This window comes from Sphingomonas xinjiangensis, assembly GCF_014199255.1.
GTDB lineage: Bacteria > Pseudomonadota > Alphaproteobacteria > Sphingomonadales > Sphingomonadaceae > Sphingomonas > Sphingomonas xinjiangensis.
Genome location: NZ_JACIJF010000002.1, coordinates 444,374 through 465,685, shown reverse-complemented (window position 1 = coordinate 465,685; position 21,312 = coordinate 444,374). Strand labels below are relative to the sequence as shown.

At 67.7% G+C, this 21,312-nt stretch carries 14 protein-coding genes; 6 read left to right on the top strand and 8 right to left on the bottom strand.

What is annotated here, in order from left to right:
- Window positions 1–73 precede the first annotated feature (73 nt).
- Window positions 74–811 carry a GntR family transcriptional regulator gene (locus FHT02_RS05610; RefSeq protein WP_184085354.1) on the top strand — a complete coding sequence of 246 codons (738 nt, stop codon included), beginning with the start codon at window positions 74–76 and terminating at the stop codon, window positions 809–811.
- Between the two features lie 60 nt (window positions 812–871).
- Window positions 872–3,775, top strand: a complete 2,904-nt coding sequence (gene galA, locus FHT02_RS05605) for a beta-galactosidase GalA (protein ID WP_184085352.1) — start codon at window positions 872–874, stop codon at window positions 3,773–3,775.
- Here galA and FHT02_RS05600 read toward each other — a convergent pair.
- The 6 genes from FHT02_RS05600 to FHT02_RS05575 form a co-directional block, all read right to left on the bottom strand.
- Window positions 3,772–5,019 (bottom strand): alpha/beta hydrolase, encoded by a 1,248-nt coding sequence (locus FHT02_RS05600; RefSeq protein WP_184085349.1) that lies wholly within the window; start codon window positions 5,017–5,019, stop codon window positions 3,772–3,774. The genes galA and FHT02_RS05600 overlap by 4 nt on opposite strands.
- Before the next feature lie 61 nt (window positions 5,020–5,080).
- Window positions 5,081–6,790: an N-acetylglucosamine-specific PTS transporter subunit IIBC gene (gene nagE, locus FHT02_RS05595; RefSeq protein WP_184085346.1), complete on the bottom strand. Its 1,710-nt coding sequence runs from the start codon at window positions 6,788–6,790 to the stop codon at window positions 5,081–5,083.
- On the bottom strand, window positions 6,787–9,327 hold the full coding sequence (gene ptsP / locus FHT02_RS05590) for a phosphoenolpyruvate--protein phosphotransferase (RefSeq protein WP_343056843.1): 2,541 nt from the start codon (window positions 9,325–9,327) through the stop codon (window positions 6,787–6,789). Before ptsP ends, nagE begins: the two co-directional genes overlap by 4 nt.
- Before the next feature lie 45 nt (window positions 9,328–9,372).
- A complete protein-coding gene (nagA, locus tag FHT02_RS05585; protein WP_184085343.1) occupies window positions 9,373–10,506 on the bottom strand; it encodes an N-acetylglucosamine-6-phosphate deacetylase in 1,134 nt (377 codons plus the stop codon).
- Window positions 10,503–11,552 carry an SIS domain-containing protein gene (locus FHT02_RS05580; RefSeq protein ID WP_184085340.1) on the bottom strand — a complete coding sequence of 350 codons (1,050 nt, stop codon included), beginning with the start codon at window positions 11,550–11,552 and terminating at the stop codon, window positions 10,503–10,505. Before FHT02_RS05580 ends, nagA begins: the two co-directional genes overlap by 4 nt.
- Window positions 11,553–11,590: 38 nt before the next feature.
- Window positions 11,591–12,379, bottom strand: coding sequence for a copper homeostasis protein CutC (locus FHT02_RS05575; protein ID WP_343056837.1), 789 nt, complete (start codon window positions 12,377–12,379; stop codon window positions 11,591–11,593).
- A 107-nt stretch (window positions 12,380–12,486) separates the two neighbouring features.
- Here FHT02_RS05575 and FHT02_RS05570 point away from each other — a divergent pair, with 107 nt between their 5' ends.
- Window positions 12,487–12,873: a GFA family protein gene (locus FHT02_RS05570; RefSeq protein ID WP_184085336.1), complete on the top strand. Its 387-nt coding sequence runs from the start codon at window positions 12,487–12,489 to the stop codon at window positions 12,871–12,873.
- Window positions 12,874–12,973: 100 nt separating this feature from the next.
- On the opposite strand, the gene FHT02_RS05565 is transcribed toward FHT02_RS05570, so the two are convergent.
- Window positions 12,974–13,579 carry a TetR/AcrR family transcriptional regulator gene (locus FHT02_RS05565; RefSeq protein ID WP_184085333.1) on the bottom strand — a complete coding sequence of 202 codons (606 nt, stop codon included), beginning with the start codon at window positions 13,577–13,579 and terminating at the stop codon, window positions 12,974–12,976.
- Window positions 13,580–13,682: 103 nt separating this feature from the next.
- Between FHT02_RS05565 and FHT02_RS05560 the strand changes: the two genes are divergently transcribed.
- The 3 genes from FHT02_RS05560 to FHT02_RS05550 are packed head-to-tail and all read left to right on the top strand — an operon-like array spanning window position 13,683 to window position 19,555.
- Window positions 13,683–14,870, top strand: a complete 1,188-nt coding sequence (locus tag FHT02_RS05560) for an efflux RND transporter periplasmic adaptor subunit (protein WP_184085330.1) — start codon at window positions 13,683–13,685, stop codon at window positions 14,868–14,870.
- A gap of 6 nt (window positions 14,871–14,876) precedes the next feature.
- Entirely contained in the window at window positions 14,877–18,086 is a 3,210-nt protein-coding gene (locus FHT02_RS05555; RefSeq protein ID WP_184085327.1) for an efflux RND transporter permease subunit, read from the top strand.
- Between the two features lie 5 nt (window positions 18,087–18,091).
- On the top strand, window positions 18,092–19,555 hold the full coding sequence (locus tag FHT02_RS05550) for an efflux transporter outer membrane subunit (RefSeq protein ID WP_184085326.1): 1,464 nt from the start codon (window positions 18,092–18,094) through the stop codon (window positions 19,553–19,555).
- A gap of 243 nt (window positions 19,556–19,798) precedes the next feature.
- Here FHT02_RS05550 and FHT02_RS05545 read toward each other — a convergent pair whose 3' ends face one another.
- Entirely contained in the window at window positions 19,799–21,310 is a 1,512-nt protein-coding gene (locus FHT02_RS05545) for an efflux transporter outer membrane subunit (RefSeq protein WP_184085323.1), read from the bottom strand.
- Between the last annotated feature and the right edge of the window lie 2 nt (window positions 21,311–21,312).

Below are 21,312 nucleotides of genomic sequence, written 5' to 3'. Positions count from 1 at the left end.
GTTGCCCGACAAGCATTGTTGCGATAGCTTCGCAGGCAAGGGGTAGCGCAAGGGGGCGCACCGGGGAGGGTCGATGTCATTTTCGGATCAGGTGGGGCGCTTTCGCGCGGATAATCCTTCGCCGCTCTACCTTCAATTGCAGCAGCTCATCCGGGAAGGCATTGGCGGCAACGTTCTGAACCAGGGCGATGCGATCCCGCCCGAGCGCGATCTAGCGATCGAGTATGACGTGTCGCGCATCACCGTGCGCAAGGCGATCGGCGGGCTGGTCGAGGAAGGGCTGCTGACTCGCCGCCGCGGCGCTGGCACCTTTGTCGCCGGGCGTGTCGAGAAGAGTTTTTCCAAGCTGTCCTCCTTCACCGAAGACATGGCCGCGCGCGGGCGCCGTGCGAGCAGCAGCTGGATCTCGCGCGCACCGGGCCAAGTGAACCCGGAAGAAGCGATGATGCTGGGCTTGTCCCCAGGCGCGCCGGTGCTGCGCTTCGCCCGCATCCGCTACGCCGATGACGAGCCGATGGCGCTCGAATTCTCCACGCTTGCGGGTTATTGCCTGACTTCGGTCGATGCCGTCGAGGAATCGCTGTACACCGCGCTGGAAAAAGTCGGGAACCGGCCCGTGCGCGCATTGCAGCGGCTGCGTGCCGTCCCCTTCGGCACCGAGCATGCGCGGATGCTGGGCGTCGATCCGGGCCATGCCGGGCTGCTGATCGAGCGCCGCGCATTCCTGCGCGATGGCCGTGCCGCCGAAGTCACGCGCTCCTATTATCGTGGCGACGCTTATGACTTTGTGGCGGAACTGAGCGACATATAGCCCCGTCTTTCTCGTTGTTCAGGCCGGCGGAGTATGGCGGCCTTAGTTGGAGTGTACATCATGGACCGCCGTCAAATGCTTCGCGGCAGTGTCGGCGCCGGCGCCTTGCTGACTGCGCCGATGCGCGAAGCCGCGGCCGCGCCGGCAGGCGCAGGTGACGGTTTCCCGATGCCGCAGCCGATGCGGGGCCTCGCCCCGCGGCTGCCCGATCCCGACTCCTCGCGCACGCTGCTCGAACTGGGTTGGCGCTTCCATGAAGGCGACGTGGTCACGCCTTTGCCGCAGGGCCACCATGAGACTTACCTGAGCGTCAAGGCCGGCAACGCGCTTGGCGCGGCGGCGATGGGCTATGATGATAGCGACTGGGCGGAGGTGCGCCTGCCGCACGATTGGGCGGCGGGGCAGCCTTTCGTCGAGACGGCAAATGTCTCGCAGGGATTTCGCCCGCGCGGGATCGGCTGGTACCGGCGCGCGCTGCGGCTCGACCCGGCGGACCGAGGCAAGACGCTGGAGCTGCATTTCGACGGCATCGCCACCAATGCGACGATCTGGATCAACGGCAGCACCGTCGCGCATAATTGGTCGGGCTATAACAGCGTCCATGTCGACCTGACGCCGTTCGCGCGCTTCGGCGAAGAAACGAACGAGATCGCCATCCGCGTCGATGCCGATGCCAAGGAAGGCTGGTGGTATGAAGGCGCCGGGCTGTACCGCCATGTCTGGCTGGTGCGCCGCGCACCCGTCGCGATCGTCAGCGACGGCGTGCATTGCGACCCGCGGTTGCGCGATGGTCGCTGGCATGTGCCGGTGGTGGCGACGCTGGGCAATGTCTCTCGCCAGGCCTCGACGGTGACGGTTGAGGCGGCCCTGCTGGACCCCAAGGGCCGCGAGGTGGCGATTGGGCGCGCGGACGTTGCGGTTCCGGTGCTTGGCCAAGCGGACGCGGTGCTCGATCTCGATGCCGGTATGCCGCAATCATGGTCGGTGGAGCGCCCGACACTCTACACGGTGCGCGTGCGGGTAGTGGTGGATGGCAAGGCGATTGACGAACGCCGCGTGGCGATTGGCTTCCGCACGATCCGCTTTGATGCCGACCAGGGGCTGTTCGTCAACGACAAGCACGTCAAGCTGAAGGGCGTGTGCCTCCACCAGGACCATGCCGGGGTGGGTGTGGCGCTGCCCGACGCGCTGATCCGCTGGCGGCTCGAGCGGCTCAAGGCGATGGGCTGCAACGCGATCCGCATGTCGCATAACGCGCCGACTGCCGAACTGCTCGATTGGTGCGACCGGATGGGCTTCCTGGTCATGAACGAGAACCGGCTGTTCAACCCGGCGCCCGACTATATGGCGCAGCTGGAATGGCTGGTGCGGCGCGACCGCAACCGCCCGAGCGTGATCCTGTGGTCGGTGTTCAACGAAGAACCGATGCAGGGTACCGAGGCTGGCGTCGAGATGGTTCGGCGCATGGCCGCGGCGGTGCACCGTCTGGACGGCAGCCGTCCGGTAACGGGCGCGATGAACGGGTCGTTCTACAACCCCGTGAACGTGTCGAGCGAGCTCGATGTGATGGGGTTCAATTACTATCAGGCGGACTACGACAAGTTCCACAAGCTCAACCCGACCAAGCCGATCACCAGTTCGGAGGACACCAGCGCCTATCAGACGCGCGGCGCGTTCGAGACCAATGCCGCCGGCCATGTGATCACGTCCTACGACAAAGAGTCGGCGAGCTGGGGCGCGACGCATCGCGACACCTGGAAGAATATCGCGGAGCGTCCGTTCGTCGCCGGTGGGTTCGTGTGGACCGGGTTCGACTATCATGGCGAGCCGACCCCGCATGCCTGGCCGACGATTGCCAGCTTCTTCGGCATCCTCGATCTGTGCGGCTTCCCCAAGACCGCGTTCGACATTCATCGCGCGCATTGGGTGGACGACGAAGCCGTGGTTGCGATCGCGCCGCACTGGACCTGGCCGGGGCGTGAGGGCGAGCCGATCAAGGTCTCCGTCAGCAGCAATGCCGAAACGGTCGCGCTGCGGCTGAACGGGCGCGAACTGGGCGTGCAGAAGGTCGACCGGATCATGGGCAATGAGTGGAGCGTTCCCTACGCGTCAGGCCGGATCGAGGCGCTGGCGATGCGCGGCGGCAAGGTGGTCGCGCGCGCGATGCACGAGACCGCCGGCAAGCCGGTCGCGCTGCGGCTCACGCCTGCGCGCACCGCGATGGCGGGCGACGATGAGGATGCGCAGCCAGTGACCGTCAGCGCCGTCGACGCGCAGGGGCGCCATGTCCCTACCGCCAACCTGATGACCCGCTTCACCGTAAGCGGCGCGACGATCCTGGGCGTTGGCAATGGCGATCCCAACAGCCATGAGCCCGAGCAGGTGGCGCCAAATGCGGGGTCGCGCTCGCTGTTCAATGGCTTGGCGCAGGTGATTGTCCGCGCCGGCAAGGGCAGGGGCAGCATCACCGTGCGCGCCACCGCCGAAGGGTTGAAGCCGGCCACTCTGACGATCGCCCGCGCCGACATCGGCCCACGCGCCCAGGTCGCGGTGGTACCGCAAGTGCAGGCGGTCACCGACTGGCGCCGTTCGGCCCGCTTTGCGGAGCGGCCAGCGCCGACCCTGGCGCCCGCTAATGGAGACAACAACAGCTGGGATTTTGTGAAGAGCGGCACGGCGACGCCCGCCGATACGCAACCCGGCTGGCGGGTTTATCGCACGCGCGCCACGCCGTGGAAGCGCGTTGCGGCCCAAGGCGGAACGATCACGTTCGAGCGCGTGGCCGGACGCGCGGAGCTCTGGATCGACGGGGAGAAGCGGGCGGCGAAGGCAGACGCCGCGCCTGGCGCGCTGCGCGCGTCGCTCGCACCGGGTCAAGGGCCGCGTACGATCGTTTTGCTCGTCGAAGCGGCGCCCAGCATGCCGTCTGGCATCGTCGGCCCGGTGGCGATCAGCTCGCGTTAGCGCAGCGTGAGCGTGGCGGTCGCGGCTGCGGGCGCGTCGATGCGCTCCCGCAGCGACTCTTCGACCGCGCGCGCGGTACGGCGAACCTTGCCCGAATACGCGCTGCGCCCATTGACGATGACCCGCAGCGGTTGATCGAGATTCACCAGCCGGTCGGAAAGGCGAAGCGTCGTGCCCACCGGGACCGACCCGGTCAGCGTGATCGCCTGACCCTCCACCCACGCAGTGATCGTCTCGCCCGCCTTCAGCGCCGCGGCATCGGGGATGCGCAGCCAGTAGAAGCGGTCATGGGCGACATCGTCCTGCACCCAGACGATCCGTTTGGGCCAGGAATCGCGGGTGAAGCCCGCCATCCATGGCACGCCCTCGGCATCCTTGCGGTTCATCCAGTGGGGCAGGCCCGGATAGATGCGGGACATATGGACATAGCCGCCTGGATCGGCGGCGTGCAGCCGGTCGAGCTCGGCGGTCCGGTCCGCTGCGATCTTGTTGCGGTCATAAGCGGCGTCGGCGCCGCCCATGAAGATCGCGAAGGGAAGGTTGCGCAGGCCGAGCAGCGACACATCATTGGGGTGCCCCGCCATCATCGCAGCGGCCGCGAAGCGGTCCGCCATGCGCGGGGCAAGCTGCCACACGCCATCGCCACCCGCTGAATAGCCCATCAGATAGACGCGGTTGGGATCAACGCCGTTGGCGACGATCTGCGCCTCGATCAGGCGCTCAAACAGCGGATCGATATGCCCTTCGTGCCAGAGGTTCCAGGTGTCGGTCGGCGCGCGCGGGGCAAGGTACACGCCTTCGGCCAGCTCGTAGAGGCGGATCTGGTTGCGCCACTGCTGATCGTTCACTGCCGGCTCGGCATTGCCGCCGCCATGCATCGAGATCCACAGGCTGCGCTTTCCGGGCGCCGCGTTGCCGAACAGCTTGCTTTCCCAGCGCAGGGTCTTGTCGCCGATCGTAACCTGCTTGGCGGCGATCGCGTTGGCCGCGCGGGCTGCGACATCGCGCTGATGCGCAGCGCTCAGGAGCGCGATCGCGCGATCTGCCTGGTTTTGGGTTAGCGGACGGGTGAGCGCGGGGTCGTCCAGCCGACGCGCCGCCGCCGGCTTGGCTAGCCAGGCCGTAATCCCGGCTATCGGGGTAACCGGTGCAACCGGCCTTGCCTGTGCGAGGGTGGCGGGCTGGGCGAGCGTTGCGGCAAGCAGGCTCGCGGAAAAGAGCAAGCGGATCGGCAAGCTGGTCATGACTCTCCATGGACCCGCCCCCAATGAGCGGAAGATGAGGGGTGGTTGACGGAGGCAGGCTTCAGCCTGCCAGCACCGCGTTGGTGTCGCCGGGCGCAAGGAGAAGATGGATCACTCCGGCGTCCAGACGGGCAACCGATCGCACGCGCAGCCCAGCCAGCGCTGCCTCGGATGCCGCAGACGGGTCGTTCACGGATATGCGCACGCGGGTGCCGTGCACGCTTGTGCCGCGAACATTGTCGGCTCCGCCGAGTGCGGTCAGCGCTGCCGGGGTGAGCACCGCGCTCCGAGCGGACGGCGCTGCTGACGTTACCGCCGCTAGAGCGCCGCCGCCGACCGCCAGCGCGTCCCGGATCTCAACCGCGACCGAGTCCGCAATGGGGCCGAGCACAACCTGCAACGCATGTGCCGAAGGCTTGATGATACCGCGCGCGCCGAGCGCCTTGAGCGCGGCTTCATCGACCTGCGCCTGGTCGGCCACCATCAGCCGCAGGCGGGTGGTGCAGGCGTTGACGCTGGTTAGGTTCGCCGCGCCGCCCAGCGCTCGTGCAAAGGCTGCGCCGCGCTCGCCGGCAATCGCCGCCTCGGCCACTGGAGCAGCCTCGGGCTCACGTCCGGGCGTCTGCAGGTTGAAGCGGCGGATGGCGAAGCTGAAGATGCCGTAATACAGCGCGAAGTACAGCGCGCCGACGGGCAGCAGCAGCAGCGGGCGGGTCGCTTTGCCGTAATTCAGTACATAATCGAACAGGCCTGCCGAAAAGCCGAAGCCGAGCTTCACGCCGAGCAGGTCCATGATCACCATCGCCGCGCCGGTGAGCACCGCGTGCACCGCGTAGAGCGCGGGCGCGAGGAACATGAAGCTGAACTCGATCGGCTCGGTTACGCCGGTGAGCAGAGCGGTGAGCGCCAAGCTGAGCAACAGGCCGCCAACCGCCTTGCGCCGGTCCGGCAAGGCCGCACGGTACATGGCGAGGCACGCCGCAGGCAGGCCGAACATCATCACCGGGAAGAAGCCGGCCATGAACGCGCCCGCTTCGGGATCGCCCGCGAAGAAGCGGCGCAGATCGCCATTCGCGCCGTTGAAGTCGCCCTGGACGAACCAGAACACGTTGTTGAGGATGTGGTGGAGCCCCGTCACGAGAAGCAGCCGGTTAAGCAGGCCGAACAGGAACAGCCCGAAGCCGCCCGCGCGCCCGATGCCATGGCCGATCCCGTCGATGCCGGCGCTCAGATGCGAGAAGCCGAGGCCGACGAGCAGCGCAAGGAGCAGGCCCGCCACACCGCTGACAATCGGAACGAAGCGACGGCCGCCGAAGAAGGCGAGATATTCCGGCAGCTTGATCGTCGAGAAGCGATTGTAGAACGTTCCGCCGATCAGCCCCGAGATGATGCCGATCGGCACGTCGAGGCGCGAGATCGCCTTAGCCTTCCACGCGGCGACCGTCACGTCGAGGGTGGGACCGGCGAGGCCCGCGCCGATATCTGCGGGAACGCTCATCAGCACCTTGGCGGATTCCGTTGCGACCAGGAAGCAGACGATGCCGGCAAGCGGCGCCGCGCCGTTGCCGTCCTTGGCATAACCGGTGGCCACGCCGATCGCGAACAACAGCCCGAGATGCGAGAACAGGGCGTCGCCCGCTGCGCTGAGGAATGCGATGTCGAGCAGGTCAGGCTGCCCTAGGCGCAGCAGCAGGCCGGCGACGGGCAGAACCGCGATGGGCAGCATCAGCGCGCGGCCCAGCGGCTGGAGCATCTCCAGGATCGACTTCATGCAGTGAACTCCCGGGCGAGCGCGCGTACTTCGGCTGCCGTCGCGCATGTCAGCGCAGCGGCTGCATGGGCACGGGCAGCCTCTAAGGTTAGGCTGGATACCAGCGCCTTGATCTCCGGCACGATTGCTGGCGTCGCCGACAATTCGGTCACGCCCAGCCCTACTAGAATCGGGACCGCCAGCGGATCGGACGCGAGCCCGCCGCACACGCCGGTCCAGCGACCATGACGGCTTGCGCCGCGTGCGGTTTCGGCGATCATGCGCAGCACGGAGGGGTGCAGGCCATCGATGGCGCCGGCGACGGCGGCGTTGCCGCGGTCCATCGCCAGGGCATATTGCGTCAGATCATTGGTGCCGATCGACAGGAAGTCGGCTTCCGCGGCGAGGAGATCGGCGGTTACCGCGGCGGCGGGAGTTTCGACCATGACGCCCAACTCGACTATCTGGTCGACGTCGAAATCGGCCTGGACACGCTCGAGCACCGCGCGGACGCGGCGGAGTTCGTCCACCCCGGCGATCATGGGGACCATGATCCGGCACTGACCGAGCGGTTTTACCGACAGAATCGCGCGAATTTGATCCTCAAGCAGCTGCGGATGCGCGAAACCGACGCGAATCCCGCGCAAGCCCAGCGCCGGATTCTCCTCTGCCGGGATCGGCAGATAGGGCGCCGGCTTGTCGCCGCCGATGTCGAGCAGCCGGACGATCAGCGGACGGCCGGCGAGCACGTCGGCGATCGCCTGATAGTCGGCGGTCTGTTCGGCGACGCTGGGCGCGGTGTCGCGGTCGAGGAACAGGAACTCGGTGCGCAGCAGCCCCGATCCCTCGGCGCCGTTCGCCATTGCCAGCTCGGCATCGGCAACCGAGCCCAGATTGGCGAACACTTCGATCCGGGTGCCATCGGCCATGTGGCAGGTCTTGTCGGCTGCCGCTTTGGCAGCCGTGCGGCGGGCCTGACGCTCTGCAACGGTTTGCCGCGCGGCACCCAGCGCGTCCCCATCGGGCGCGACATGGAGATGTGCCAGTCCCGCGTCGAGGATCAGCGCCGTGCCTTCCTCGACTTGGCGCAGCACCGGGCCGAGCGCGACCAGCGTCGGCAACCCCATGCTCGCCGCGAGGATCGCGACGTGCGAGGTCGGGCCGCCCCGTTCGACGCAGATGCCGACGACATGGGCGCGGTCGAGCGCCATCAGCTGCGAGGGCAGCAGATCCTCGGCCAGGAGGATCGTCTCGGGCGGGAGCGTGAGCGGCGTGTCCTCGCGGCCTGCCAGAACCAGCAGCAAGCGACGCTCCAGATCGAGCAGATCGTCGGCGCGCTCGGCCATCCGGCCGTTGCCGGAGGCACGCAGCGCGTCGGCCTGGGGGCGGATCGCCTCGCGCCAGCCATGGCCGGCACTGGCACCGCCGCGGATCGCCGCCGCGGCGCCGCCCAGCAGCCCGGCATCGTCGAGCAGGGCGCGGTGCGCTTCCACGATCGCCCGCTGCGCGCCGTGCGCGTGCCGCGCTTCGCGCTCGAGCCGCTCGGCCAGCGTGGCGCGTGCGGCGTCGAACCGTGCCTGCTCCTCGGCAACGCCTGTGCCGGCAGGATCGACTTCGATCTCGGCGAGCTTGAACCGGCGCGCATGCCCGACCGAGAGACCTGGCGCGGCGGTGACACCGGGCAGCTTCCCATCCGCGGGTAGAACGGTGAGCGCCGGCGCGGCGGCAACCGCCGTGACCTGGGCGGGGGCGGGGGCGTGGCCCTTCTCGCCCATGCCGCTTTCGATCAGCGCGGCGAGGGCAGCCACGGCTTCGGCCGCATCGGACCCTTGCGCGGCGACGACGATCTCGTCGCCAAAGCCGATCCCCAGCGTCAGCAGGCCGACCGGGCTGCGCGCGCTGGCGCTTCGGCCCGCTTTGGCCAGCGTGACTTCAGCCGAGAACCCGAACAGCGCATCGCGGACGCGCGCCGCCGGACGGGCATGGATGCCATGCGCCAGCGGCACTACGACCGTGCGCTCGACGGTCTCACCGCCGCTCGCCGCCTTCACTTCGGCGGCACCGGCCGCGGCGGGGTGCAGCGTGAAGATCGTCTCGCCGGCCTCGACCAGGCCGTCCGCCCGCGCGCGGGCCAGCGTGTAGCCGGGCGTTTCCAGCAGCACCACCGGGGTCGCCGCCGAAGGAGCGCCGCACACCACCGCGTCGAGATCGAACCGGATCAGCGGATCGCCCTTGCGCACGCGGTCGCCCACCTGGACGCAGGGGCTGAAGCCGACGCCCTTTAGCGCCACTGTGTCGAGCCCGATATGCATCAGGATCTCCGCGCCGTCCGCAGCAAGAACCGTGATCGCATGACCGCTCGGCTGAAGAACCGTCACTTCGCCGTCACATGGGGCGTATAGACAATCGCCAGTCGGATCGATCGCGACACCGTCGCCCAGCATGCGCTGGGCAAAGACGGGGTCGGCGACTTCTTCCAGCCCGGAAAGCCAGCCGGCCAGGGGCGCGCCGATGGTGAGAGTCGCCCCGGCAACGTCGTCGGGGAGGGGCGGCGCGATCGTGCTCAGGGCTAGTCTCCGGGGACGGGGGTCAAGCGGGCGGGGTCAGGCGGCGCGGTCGCCGGCGATCCAAGTGTCGACGGGCTGAAGATCCCGTGTCAACTGAACCCAGTCGGCGACGAGCCCAGGCGCAAGCGCACCGCGCTCATTGCTCAGGCCGAGAAAGGCGGCGGGGCTGGTGGCGGCCATCGCGGCGGCATCGGCATGCGACAGGCCGATGCGAGTCACCGCGTGGCGGAACGCACCGGCCATGTCGAGCGACGATCCGGCGAGCGTGCCGTCTTCGCCAAGCAAGCGTCCGCCGTCCACGCGGATGTGGCGGCCGTGCAGATCGAACGAGTCCATGTCGGTGCCGACAGAAGGCATCGCATCGGTGACCAGCAGGAAGCGGTCGTGCGGCCGTGCATTGACCGCGATCCGCACCGCCGCGTCATGCACGTGGAAGCCATCCAGGATCAGCCCGCAATAGATGCCCTGATCCTCGATCGCCGCGCCCGCCACGCCCGGCGCGCGGTGCTGCAGGGGCGACATCGCGTTGAACAGGTGCGTGACGCCCGTCATGCCCGCTTCGATCGCTGCCTTGGCAGTGTCGTAATCGGCATCGCTATGGCCGATGCTCAGGATCACGCCGGCGGCATGCAGGCGGCGGATGTCGTCGAGCGACACGCGCTCCGGCGCGAGCGTCAGCATCACCTTGCCGCGCCGCGGCCTGGTCAGCAGCGCGATCAGGTCCTCGTCCAGCCCGCGGAACTTGGAGGGATCGTGGATGCCCTTGCGGGTCACGTTGATGATCGGCCCTTCGATATGCACCCCGATCACGCCGGGCACGCCCGCCTCGATCGCGGCATCGGTGGCGTCGAGCGCCTTGGCGATCATTTCGGCGGTATCGCTGATCAGCGTCGGCAGGAAGCCGGTCGTGCCATAAGGCGCGTGCGCCCGGCCGATCGCGGCGATGCCCTCAACCGTCGGCGCGTCGTTGAACAGCACGCCGCCGCCGCCATTGACTTGCGTGTCGATGAAGCCGGGAACGATCCAGCCCCCATCCAGGTCGACGGTCTCGGGTGCCGGCGCGTCGCCCGAGATCGCGACGATCAGCCCGCCTTCGACGCTGAGCGTTGCGGCATCGCGCACGCCTGCCGGCGTGACGATGTGCCCGTTGGTGAAGCGGATCGCGCTCATCGTGTCTCGGTCACCTTCTTAAGGTAGAGTGGCCGGTCGGGATCATGCCCGCGTGCCAGCGATAGCGCATTTGCCATGTGGTAGAAGCTCTGCACCATCAGGATCGGCTCGATCGCCGGATGGCCGGGCAGGGCGGGAAGGTTGCCGTTGCCGCCGCCGCGCGCATCGGCCAGGCACATATGCGCCTCCCGTCCGGCGAACTCGGCCGCCGCCTCGCGCACGCTGTCACCAGCCGCGTCGGAAGTCGCAAAGGCCAGCACCGGAAAGCCCGCGCCGACGATCGCCATCGGCCCGTGGCGCACTTCGGCGGCGCTGAACGCCTCGGCATGCAGGCCACAGGTTTCCTTGAACTTCAGTGCCGCCTCCTGGGCGATGCCAAAGCTGTAGCCGCGCCCGATCACGAACAGGTTGCTGGCGTCGCGCAGCATGTCGACCGCCGCGGTCCAATCCAGCGCGCATGCCTGCTCCAGCTGCTCCGGCAGCGCTGTCAGCGCGGCTTGCAACGCATCGTCCTGCGCCCATTGCGACACCAACGCGACGAAGGCGACCAGCGAGGCGATATAGGATTTGGTCGCCGCCACCGACCGCTCGGGACCGGCCTTCAGCCCGATACAGCTGTCGGCCAGCTCGGCCAGCGGCGAGGTTTCGTCGTTGACGAACGCGACGACATAGGCGCCCGATTCCTGGTGCGCCTTCACCGTGGCGAGCAGGTCGGGGCTGCGCCCGCTTTGCGAGATGGCGATGCACAACGCGCTGCCCGGCGCCACCGGCGCGGCGAACACCGACGCGACCGAGGGCGCGGCCGAAGCCACTGGAATGCCGATCAGCGTTTCGATCAGATATTTGCCATAGCTTGCGGCATGGTCGGACGATCCGCGCGCGCAGGTGACGATCCGCGCGGGCGGATTTGCTCGCAATATCTGGCCAAGCGCCGCGAGCGGCGGGCCATTGGCGGCCACCAGCCGCCGCACCACTTCCGCTGCTTCGGCCGCTTCGCTTTTCATCAGCGTCGCGCCGTTTGCGGTCATCTGCTGCTCAGCCCCCATCGCCTCGTTCTTTCGTTACGTCTGGCGTCAGGGTTAAGTTATATATTGGTACTGTTCAAGGTCTCATGCCGCCTCAGCTGCGTGCAAAGCGCCGATACCTTGGCGACATCGGTATGCATCGCAGGGCCGTTTTGAAAGCCGAAACGCTGCTCCGCCTCGCTGGCGCCGCCCGCCGCGCTGCGGCACGATGCGTGCACTTCGCGCGCGCCGGTGGCCAGGATGGCGGACACGTTGGCGGCATCCACGCCGCTGCCGGGAAGGATGATGATGCGGTTCTTCGCGCGCGCGACCAGGGCGCTCAGCGTGTCGAGTGCGTCCACGGCGCGGGGTTGCCCGCCAGAGGTCAGGATACGGTCGAAGCCCAGGGCGATGGCGGTTTCCATCGCGTCGAGCAGGTCCGGGCACAGATCAAAGGCGCGATGCAGCGTCAGCGACAGCGGGCGGCGCCGCTTCTCGCCCTCGGCACGGGCATGCGCGACCCAGGCCGACAGCAGGGTTGCGTCGAGCGCGCCCGACGCGTCGCTGGCGCCGATCACCACGCCATCCAACCCGGCTTGTGCGGCGTCGCGGATATCCTCGGCGACCAGCGCCGCCTCTCCGGCGGCATAGCGGAAATTGCCGTCGCGCGGGCGGGCGAGCAGGTGCACGGCGATTGGTGCGAGCGCCGCCTGGCGAATCAGCGCGTGTGGCGGAGTGATGCCGCCCAGCGCCAGCGCCGAGCAAAGCTCGATCCGATCCGCGCCGCCGCTCACCGCCGCCGCGATCCCGTCAACGGTTTCCACGCACACTTCGAGCATCTCGATCCCCGACGAACAGACTTGCGCCACCTTCGGCGCGCGGGCCGTCTGCCACCTGGCGCGACAAAAGGCGACTGGCTTGCCTGAATGAAGGGCGAGTGCGACACAAAGCGGGATTCCAAGCGTGGAGGTGCGGTATGGACCGGTTCACTGGCGGCTGCCTGTGCGGGGACGTTCGGATCGAGGCGATGGGGCGGCCCCGTCGCGTGGGGGTTTGCCATTGCCTGGATTGCCGCAAGCATCATGGCGCGGTGTTCCACGCTTCCGCGATCTTCCCTCGGGGCGCGGTCACCGTTCATGGGGAGACCCGCAGCTATGGCGGGCGGCACTTCTGTCCGCGATGCGGCGGATCGGTGTTCGGGGGCAGCGACGGCGAAGTCGAGATTTATCTGGGGATGCTTGATGAACCGGGCAGGTTCACGCCGACCTATGAACTCTGGACGGTGCGCCGCGAACCCTGGCTGCCGGCGCTGAGCGACGCGGAGCAATATGTGTACGACCGGGATGAGGCCTGGCCGCGTTAGCGGCCGCGCCGTTGAAGGGCCGAACATGCCGCCGGGATCGGATCTCATCCCGGCGCAAGGCGCGGAGAAGGGTATGCTGCCTTACCCAAGGGCGTGCGCCTCAGGCGGCGAGCGCTCCGATCCGCTGATCGATGATCTCGGATACCCAGCGATATAGCCGATCAACCTTTAAATCCGGATCGAAGCTTCGCCGCAACATGATCCCCATGCCCAGGGACAGGATCAGGTCGATCAACGAGTCCTGATCCTCCGCCGACCCTTTTGCACTGGCGATCGCCTGAAGTGCGGCGGACAGGCTGTTGCGGATGCGGCGGTCAATGGAGCGGTTGAGTTCGGCGATGCGCGCATTGCGGCCTACTTCGGCGACGATCTCGCTCATCAGCCTGCATTCCTCGACCGGCTCGTCGGAGGAGAGGAAGCGTCCCATCCACTCGCGTACCGCACCGGGATCGCCGGATGCCACCGCCGCCGCCAGCATGTCCTCTTCCAGCCAATCCGACACGTCCCGCTCACAGATTGCAGCGATGATGTCTTCCTTGCTATGAAAGTCCCGATAGATCTGGCCGACCTTGATCCCCGAGGCGGTGGCGATCTGCGCCATTCCCGTTTGGTGGAAGCCATGTTCGATGAACAATGTGCGGGCGGTTTCGAGCAAATGTCCGCGCCGCGTCTCCGCGCGGGTCGGCTGCAATGCATTCTGTTCCATTCGGTATCTTTCTCCGGTTGCCAAACCCGGGTCCTCTCCATATAAGCCCGCTCATCATATGTGTGTGAGCGTTCACTCACAACTCCTATCCTCCGGTGATCCCATGAAAAAACTTACGGCAGCTTTTGGCATGGCGCTGATTCTTGGCGGCTGCGGCGGCAATGATGCTGCGGAGCAGCAAAAGGCGGCGGCGGCTGCTGGCCCGCCCCAGGTCGGTGTGATCACCGTGCAGGAAGCGCCGGTGACGCTCAGCACCGAGCTGCCTGGCCGCACCGCCGCGTACGAGACTTCGGAAGTGCGCCCGCAGGTCAACGGCATCATCCTTGCCCGCCTGTTCGAGGAAGGCGACATGGTCCGCGCCGGCCAGCCGCTCTACCGCATCGATCCCGCGCCCTATCAGGCGCAGGTCGCCAGCGCCCAGGCGGCGCTTGCCCGCTCGCGCGCGGCGATCGCCTCGACCGCTGCGCTGTCGCGCCGCTACAACGAGCTGGTGCGCATCAACGCCATCTCGCGCCAGGAGGCGGAGAACGCCGTGACCGGCGCGCAGCAGGCCCGCGCCGATGTCGCCGCGCAACAGGCTGCGCTGCGAACCGCCCAGATCGACCTGGCACGCACCACCATCCGCGCGCCGATCTCGGGACGGATTGGCCGCTCGACCTTCACCACCGGTGCGCTGGTGTCGGCTTCGCAGACCGATCCGCTGACCACGATCCAGCGCCTGGACCCGATCTTTGTCGACATCCAGCAGTCGAGCGCCGAAGTGCTGAACCTGCGCCAGCAGCTCGCCCAAGGCGAGCTCAGCCGCGGGAGCGGCGCGGCGCGCGTTCGCCTGAAGCTTGAGAACGGCACGACCTATCCCATTGAAGGCACGCTGAAGTTCACCGACGTGACCGTCGACCCGACCACGGGCAGCCAGATCATCCGCGCGGTGTTCTCCAACCCGCAGGGGCTGTTGCTGCCTGGCATGTTCGCGCGTGCCCAGCTGCCTGAAGGCACCAAGGCGAACGCGATCTTGGTGCCGCAGCGCGCCGTCAGCCGCGACGAGCGTGGCAATGCCACGGCCCTGGTGGTCGGCGCGGGAAACAAGATCGAACCGCGCGCCTTGAAGACCGACCGCACGGTCGGCGACAATTGGCTGGTGACCGGCGGCCTGAAGGCGGGGGACAAAGTGATTGTCGAGGGGGCCATGATGCTGCGTCCCGGCATGCCCGTGCAGCCCAAACCTTGGAATCCGAATGCGGCCGCGCCGGGTGGAACCCAGCAGCCACAGGCTCAAAGTCAGGCGAAGTAATCAGCCATGTCACGCTATTTCATCGATCGCCCGATCTTCGCCTATGTGCTGGCGGTGATGGTTCTCATCGCCGGCATTCTGGCGGTGCGCACTTTGCCGATCGCACAGTTTCCGGCGATCGCGCCGCCTGCGGTTTCGATCACTGCGACCTATCCGGGCGCTGACGCCCAGACGCTGGAGAACACCACCACCCAGATCATCGAGCAGCAGATGAAGGGGATCGACCACCTTCGCTACTTCTCGTCCTCGTCCTCGTCGGCCGGAAACGTCACGATCACCTTGACCTTCGAGCAGGGCACCGATCCCGACACTGCACAGGTCCAGGTGCAGAACAAGCTGCAGGCGGCGACGCCGCTGCTGCCGCAGGAAGTGCAGCGGCAGGGTATCATCGTCGCCAAGGCGACCCAGAACATCCTGCTGTTCGTCGGCCTGTATTCGGAAAACGGGGCGCACAACGACGAAGATCTGGCAGACATCATCGCGACTAAGATCGCGGACCCGCTGTCGCGCGTCACCGGCGTCGGCGACACGCAGGTATTCGGCTCGCAATATGCCATGCGCATCTGGGTCGACCCGATCAAGCTCAACAACTACGCGTTGACCATGGCCGACGTGACCGCCGCGGTGACAGCGCAGAACGCGCAGGTTTCCGCCGGTCAGATCGGTGCGCAGCCCGCGCCCAAGGAGCAGATGCTCAATGCGACGGTGTCCGTCTCATCGCGGCTGACCTCTCCAGAGGAATTTGCGCGGATACGGCTGAAGAGCGGCACGAACGGATCGGTCGTGCGCCTGGGCGATGTCGCACGGGTGGCGATCGGTGCCGAGAACTACGGCTTTTCCGCCCAATGGAATGGCAAGGCAGCATCGGGCATAGCGGTGAAGCTGGCCCCAGGGGCCAACGCGCTCGATACCGTGGTAGCGGTCAAGGAGCGGGTGAACGAGATCTCCAAGCAGTTCCCGTCCGACGTCAAGGTCATCTTCCCCTACGACACTTCGCCTTTCGTGCGGCTGTCGATCGAGCAGGTGGTCCACACGCTGGTCGAAGCGGTGGTGCTCGTCTTCCTGGTCATGTTCCTGTTCCTGCAGAACTTCCGTGCGACGCTGATCCCGACGATCGCGGTGCCGGTGGTGCTGACGGGCACGTTCGCCGTGCTGGCGATGTTCGGCTATTCGATCAACACGCTGACTCTGTTCGGCATGGTGCTCGCGATCGGCTTGCTGGTCGATGACGCGATCGTGGTGGTCGAAAACGTCGAGCGGCTGATCACCGACGAACATCTCTCGCCCAGGGAGGCGGCCCGCAAGTCGATGGACGAGATCAGCGGTGCGCTGATCGGCATCGGCCTGGTGCTGTCCGCGGTGTTCCTGCCGATGGCGTTCTTCGGGGGCTCCACCGGCGTCATCTATCGCCAGTTCTCGATCACCATCGTGTCGGCCATGGTGCTGTCGGTGGCGGTCGCGCTGATCCTCACCCCGGCGCTGTGCGCGACCATCCTCAAGCCCCACGATCCCAACAAGGGTGAGGGCCGCGGTCCGCTCGCGCGCTTCTTCGGCTGGTTCAACAACACGTTCGATCGTGGGCGCGATCGCTACGAGCGAGGCACGCGATCGACGGCACGCCGTTGGGGCCGCTCGCTCATTGCCTATGCGCTGATCCTGGCAGGCCTTACCTTTCTGTTCGCACGGCTGCCGACCGGCTTCCTGCCTGAGGAAGATCAGGGCGTGATGATCGCGCTGGTGCAGGGGCCCTCGGGCGCCACCACCGCGCGGACTCAGAAGGGCCTCGACCTGGTTCGCGATCATTTCCTGCAAAATGCCGGCGGCGCGATCCGGGGCGTCTACACCGTCAACGGCTTCAGTTTCTCGGGCACCGGTCAGAATAGCGGCATCGCGTTCATTCCGATGAAGGAATGGAAGGATCGGCCCGGCGCGGAGAACAAGGCGCAGGCGATCGTGGGTCGCGCCATGGGTGCGTTCTCGCAATACAAGGACGGCCTGATCTTCGCCGTGATCCCGCCGGCGGTCCAGGAACTGGGCAACGCCACCGGTTTCGACCTCCAGCTCATCGATGAAGGTGGCCTTGGTCACGAGAAGCTGCTCGCCGCGCGTAACCAATTGCTCGGCATGGCTTCGCAGAACAAGTTGCTGGTGGGTGTGCGTCCCAACGCGCTAGACGACGCGCCGCAGCTCAAGGTCGACGTCGACCAGGACAAGGCGCGCGCGCTCGGACTTGATCTGGGCACGGTCAACAGCACCATCGCGACTGCGTGGGGCGGGGCGTATGTCAATGACTTCATTGATCGCGGCCGGGTGAAGCGCGTGTATCTCCAGGCCGATGCGCCTTATCGCATGGCGCCGGAGGACATCGGCGATCTGTACGTGCGGGGCGAGACCGGCACCATGGCGCCGTTCACGGCCTTCTCCACCCTGTCGTGGCGCCAGGGACCGATGCAGCTGACCCGCTATAATGGCCAGCCGTCTATGGAAATCCTGGGTCAGCCCGCACCGGGGGTCTCGTCCGGCGCCGCGCTGAAGGCGATGGAGGAGATGCAGGCCAAGCTGCCGCCGGGCACGCGGCTCGACTGGACCGGGCTCAGCTATGAGGAGCAGCTGTCGGGCGGGCAGGCTCCCGCGCTGTACGGCCTGTCGCTGCTGATCGTGTTCCTGTGCCTGGCCGCACTGTACGAAAGCTGGTCGGTGCCGATCGCGGTGCTGCTGGTGGTGCCGCTGGGCGTGCTGGGCGCGATGTTGGCGGCGTGGCTCACCGGGCTCAACAACGACATCTACCTGCAGGTGGGCCTGATCACCACGATCGGCGTGTCGGCCAAGAACGCCATCCTGATCGTGGAATTCGCAGAAGAGCGGGTCCGGGCCGGCATGAACGCGTTCGACGCGGCGATCGAGGCGGCCAAGCTTCGTCTTCGCCCGATCCTGATGACGTCCTTGGCGTTCATCTTCGGCGTGTTGCCGCTGGCGATCTCCACCGGCGCGGGTGCCGGCGGCCAGAACGCCATCGGCCGCGCGGTGGTTGGCGGCATGTTCTCCGCGACGGTGCTGGCGATCTTCTTCGTGCCGATGTTCTTCGTGGTCGTGAGCCGTTTGTTCGGCCACGGCCAGGGCGACAGCCGCCCCGAGCATCCCAGCGCCGCGACCGACGTCGCGCCCGACGCCGGCAACAAATCCTCCGATGGCGGCACGCCGCCGCAGGGAGCATGAATAGCATGACGAAACCATTCCTCGCGCTGCTGGCGGGCGCGACCATCCTGTCGGGCTGCAACTTCGCGCCCAAATATGTTCGGCCCGAAGGCGCGGTGCCCACCACCCTGCCTGAGGGCGGCATCTATCCCCGCGCCGCCACCGATGCGCCCGACGTCTCGGCGATCGGCTGGCGTGACTTCTTCCTGGATCCGCGGCTGCGCCAGGTGATCGAGACCAGCCTGACCAACAACCGTGACCTGCGCATCGCGGCGGGCAATGTGCTTCAGGCGCGTGCCCAGCTGCGCACGCAGCGCTCGGAGCTGTTCCCCACCGCCAGCGTCAACGGCAGCGCGACCTACACCAACAATTTCGGTGCAGCGGGAGCGGGCGCCGGGGCGGGCGCAGGCACGGGTGGCGGCGTCACGCCGGGTGTCGGCGTGGGCACCGGCGGATCGAGCAACCTGGAGATCTATTCGCTCAACGCCGGCATTTCGGCCTATGAGGTCGATCTGTTCGGCCGCGTCCGCAACCTGACCCGCGCCGCGCAGGAACAGGTGTTCGCGTCGGAAGAGGCGCAGCGCTCGGCTCGCGTCAGCCTGATCGCCGAAACCGCCAATGCCTGGCTCCAGATGGCGTCGGACCAGGAACAGCTCCGCCTGTCGCGTGAGACGTTAAAGGCGTTTCAGGAAACGCTGCGCCTCACCAGCGCGCAGTTCCGCATCGGCGTCGGCTCCGAGCTGGAGGTCCGCCAGGCCGAGACCAACTTCCAGGCCGCGCGCAACGACATCGCCGCGCTGGAGGTCCGCATCGCGCAGGACCAGAACGCCTTGAACCTGCTCGCCGGCACCACCGTGCCATCGTCGCTGCTGCCCACCGGCTTCGGTGCGGAGCCGGTCACGCGCGACGTGTTGCCCGGGAACCTGTCGTCGCAAGTGCTGCTGCGCCGCCCCGACGTGCTGCGTGCCGAGCACCAGCTGATCGCCGAAAGCGCGAACATCGGCGCGGCGCGTGCGGCGTTCTTCCCCACCATCTCGCTCACCGGCCTGGTCGGCACGATCAGCACCGCGCTGTCGGGCCTGTTCGGCGGTGGCAGCTTTACCTATCAGGCCGCGCCGTCGATCGGCTTGCCGATCTTCGATGGCGGCCGCCGCTCGGGCAATCTCCAATATGCCCGCGCGTCGCAGCAGGTTGCGGTCTCCACCTATGAGCGCACCATCCAAGTCGCGTTCCGCGAAGTCGCCGACGCACTCGCCCAGCGCGGCCGGATCGGCGAGCAGGTCAGCGCCCAGTCGCAGCGCGCCAACGCGGCGCAAGTGGCCGCGCGCTTGTCCGACGCCCGCTTCCGCGCTGGCGTGGACTCGTTCCTCAACACCCTCGACGCGCAGCGCACGGCCTATGCCGCGCAACAGCAGCTGGTGACTACCCGGCTGACTCAGGCAAGCAATCTGGTCGAGCTGTACCGCTCGCTCGGCGGTGGCCTGAACTAAGCCCATGGCCATCCGCCCCCTGGCGGGGGAGGATGGGAGATAAGCGCGGGCGCTCTGCGAAGGCGGCTTCGCCTTTCTTCTTCCGCCCTGGAAGGGAAGGGGGTGCGTTAAGCGAAAGCCGGGGCTCGATGCCTCGGCTTCCGCTTTTCTAGCGGAAAGGTTCGAGTTCTTTTTGGGCGCGCAGACGCGCGCACCCACCCCTGACCCCTTCCTGCTTGCAGGGAGGGGGAATAGTGGAGCCGATTACTCCGCCGACACCGGCGCTCCCGGTACCGGCTCCCAACCCAATCCCAACGCTTTTTGCAACGCGACGTAATCCGCAGTCAGCGCCGCGGTCGCCTGTGCCAGATTCTGCTCGGCCAGCACCCGCTGCCGCTCGGCATCCAACGCGTCGATCAGCCGTGCCGTGCCTGCGCGATAGCGCTGCTGAGTCAGCCCCGCCGCCTTAACGGCCGAGGCGCGCACCCGCACCAGGCTCGCAACCGTTTCCCGGCGATGGCCGAAGCGCGACAGCAAATCCTCGGCGTCCTGCAACGCGCGCAGCACTGCGCCGCGATACTGCGCCTCGGCTTCGTCGCGCGCGCCCTGCGCCTGCTCGACCCGGCCACGGCCGCGCCCGAAATCCAGAAAGCTCCATTGCAGCCGCGGCATGGCCAGCGCGGCCAGATTGTCCAGATCGACCAGCGCCTCTGGCGAGGTTCCGCCCAGTCCCAGCATCCCCGTCAGGCTCAGCCGCGGAAAGCGCGATGCTTCCGCCACGCCGATCCGCGCGGTGTATGCGGCAAGCTGGCGCTCGGCCGCGCGGATGTCCGGCCGCTGCTGGAGCAGCGCGGCGGGGTCGCCCACCGCCACCTGTGCGGGCGGCAGCAGCGTGCGGCCGGGCGTGGTCAGCACCGTGTCGAGCGCGCCCGGCTCGGCCCCGGTCAGCACCGCGAGCGCGTTCAGATAGGCTTCGATCTCGGCGGCGAGCGGCACCTGTTCGGCCTCGGTCGATTCCAATTGGGTGCGCAGCCGCTCGACCTCCAGCGCCGACGCCGTGCCCTGCGCGGCGCGCTGCTGGGTCAGCTCGAACATCTGCCGCTGGAGCGTGCCCGACTGCCGCGACAGCGCCAGCCGCTGCTGCCGGTCGCGCAGCGCGACATAGGCGTTGGCGACATCGGCGGCCAAGGTCACCTGCGCGTCGGCGACGTTCGCTTCCGCTGCCTGCACATTGGCGCGGGTCGCTTCCACCGTGCGGCGCTGGCCGCCGAACAGGTCGACTTCCCAGCTGGCATCGAAGCCGGCGTTGAAGAAATCGAGCGAGCCGAGATCAGGCGCTTCGGCAGCCGCCGCGCCGCCGCCCGCGCCGCCACCCGTGCCCTCGCCTTCGGCGGAGCCACCGGTCAGGCTGCCCAGGTCCACGCCGGGAAGCTCGGCATGGACGTACATCCCCGATGCGCCCGCCTGGGGCAGCCGGTTGGCGCGTTCCAGCCGCAGTGCGCCGCGCGCCTGGCGCAACCGCGCCTGCGCCACCGCCACGCTGGGGTTGGCGGCCAGCGCGCGCGTCTCGAGCATGTCGAGCGTGGGGTCGTTCAGTGCCGTCCACCACCGTGCAGGCGCGGGTGCGGCGACCGTCGCGGAATCGCCGCCGCGCACGAACCGGGCCGGGGGCTGGCCGGCGGTGCCGACGCTCGGCGGCCCGGCATAATCGGGGCCAACCGTGCAGGCACCCAGCAGCGCGACGGAGAGCAGGGGAAGGGGAGCAAATCTACGCATCG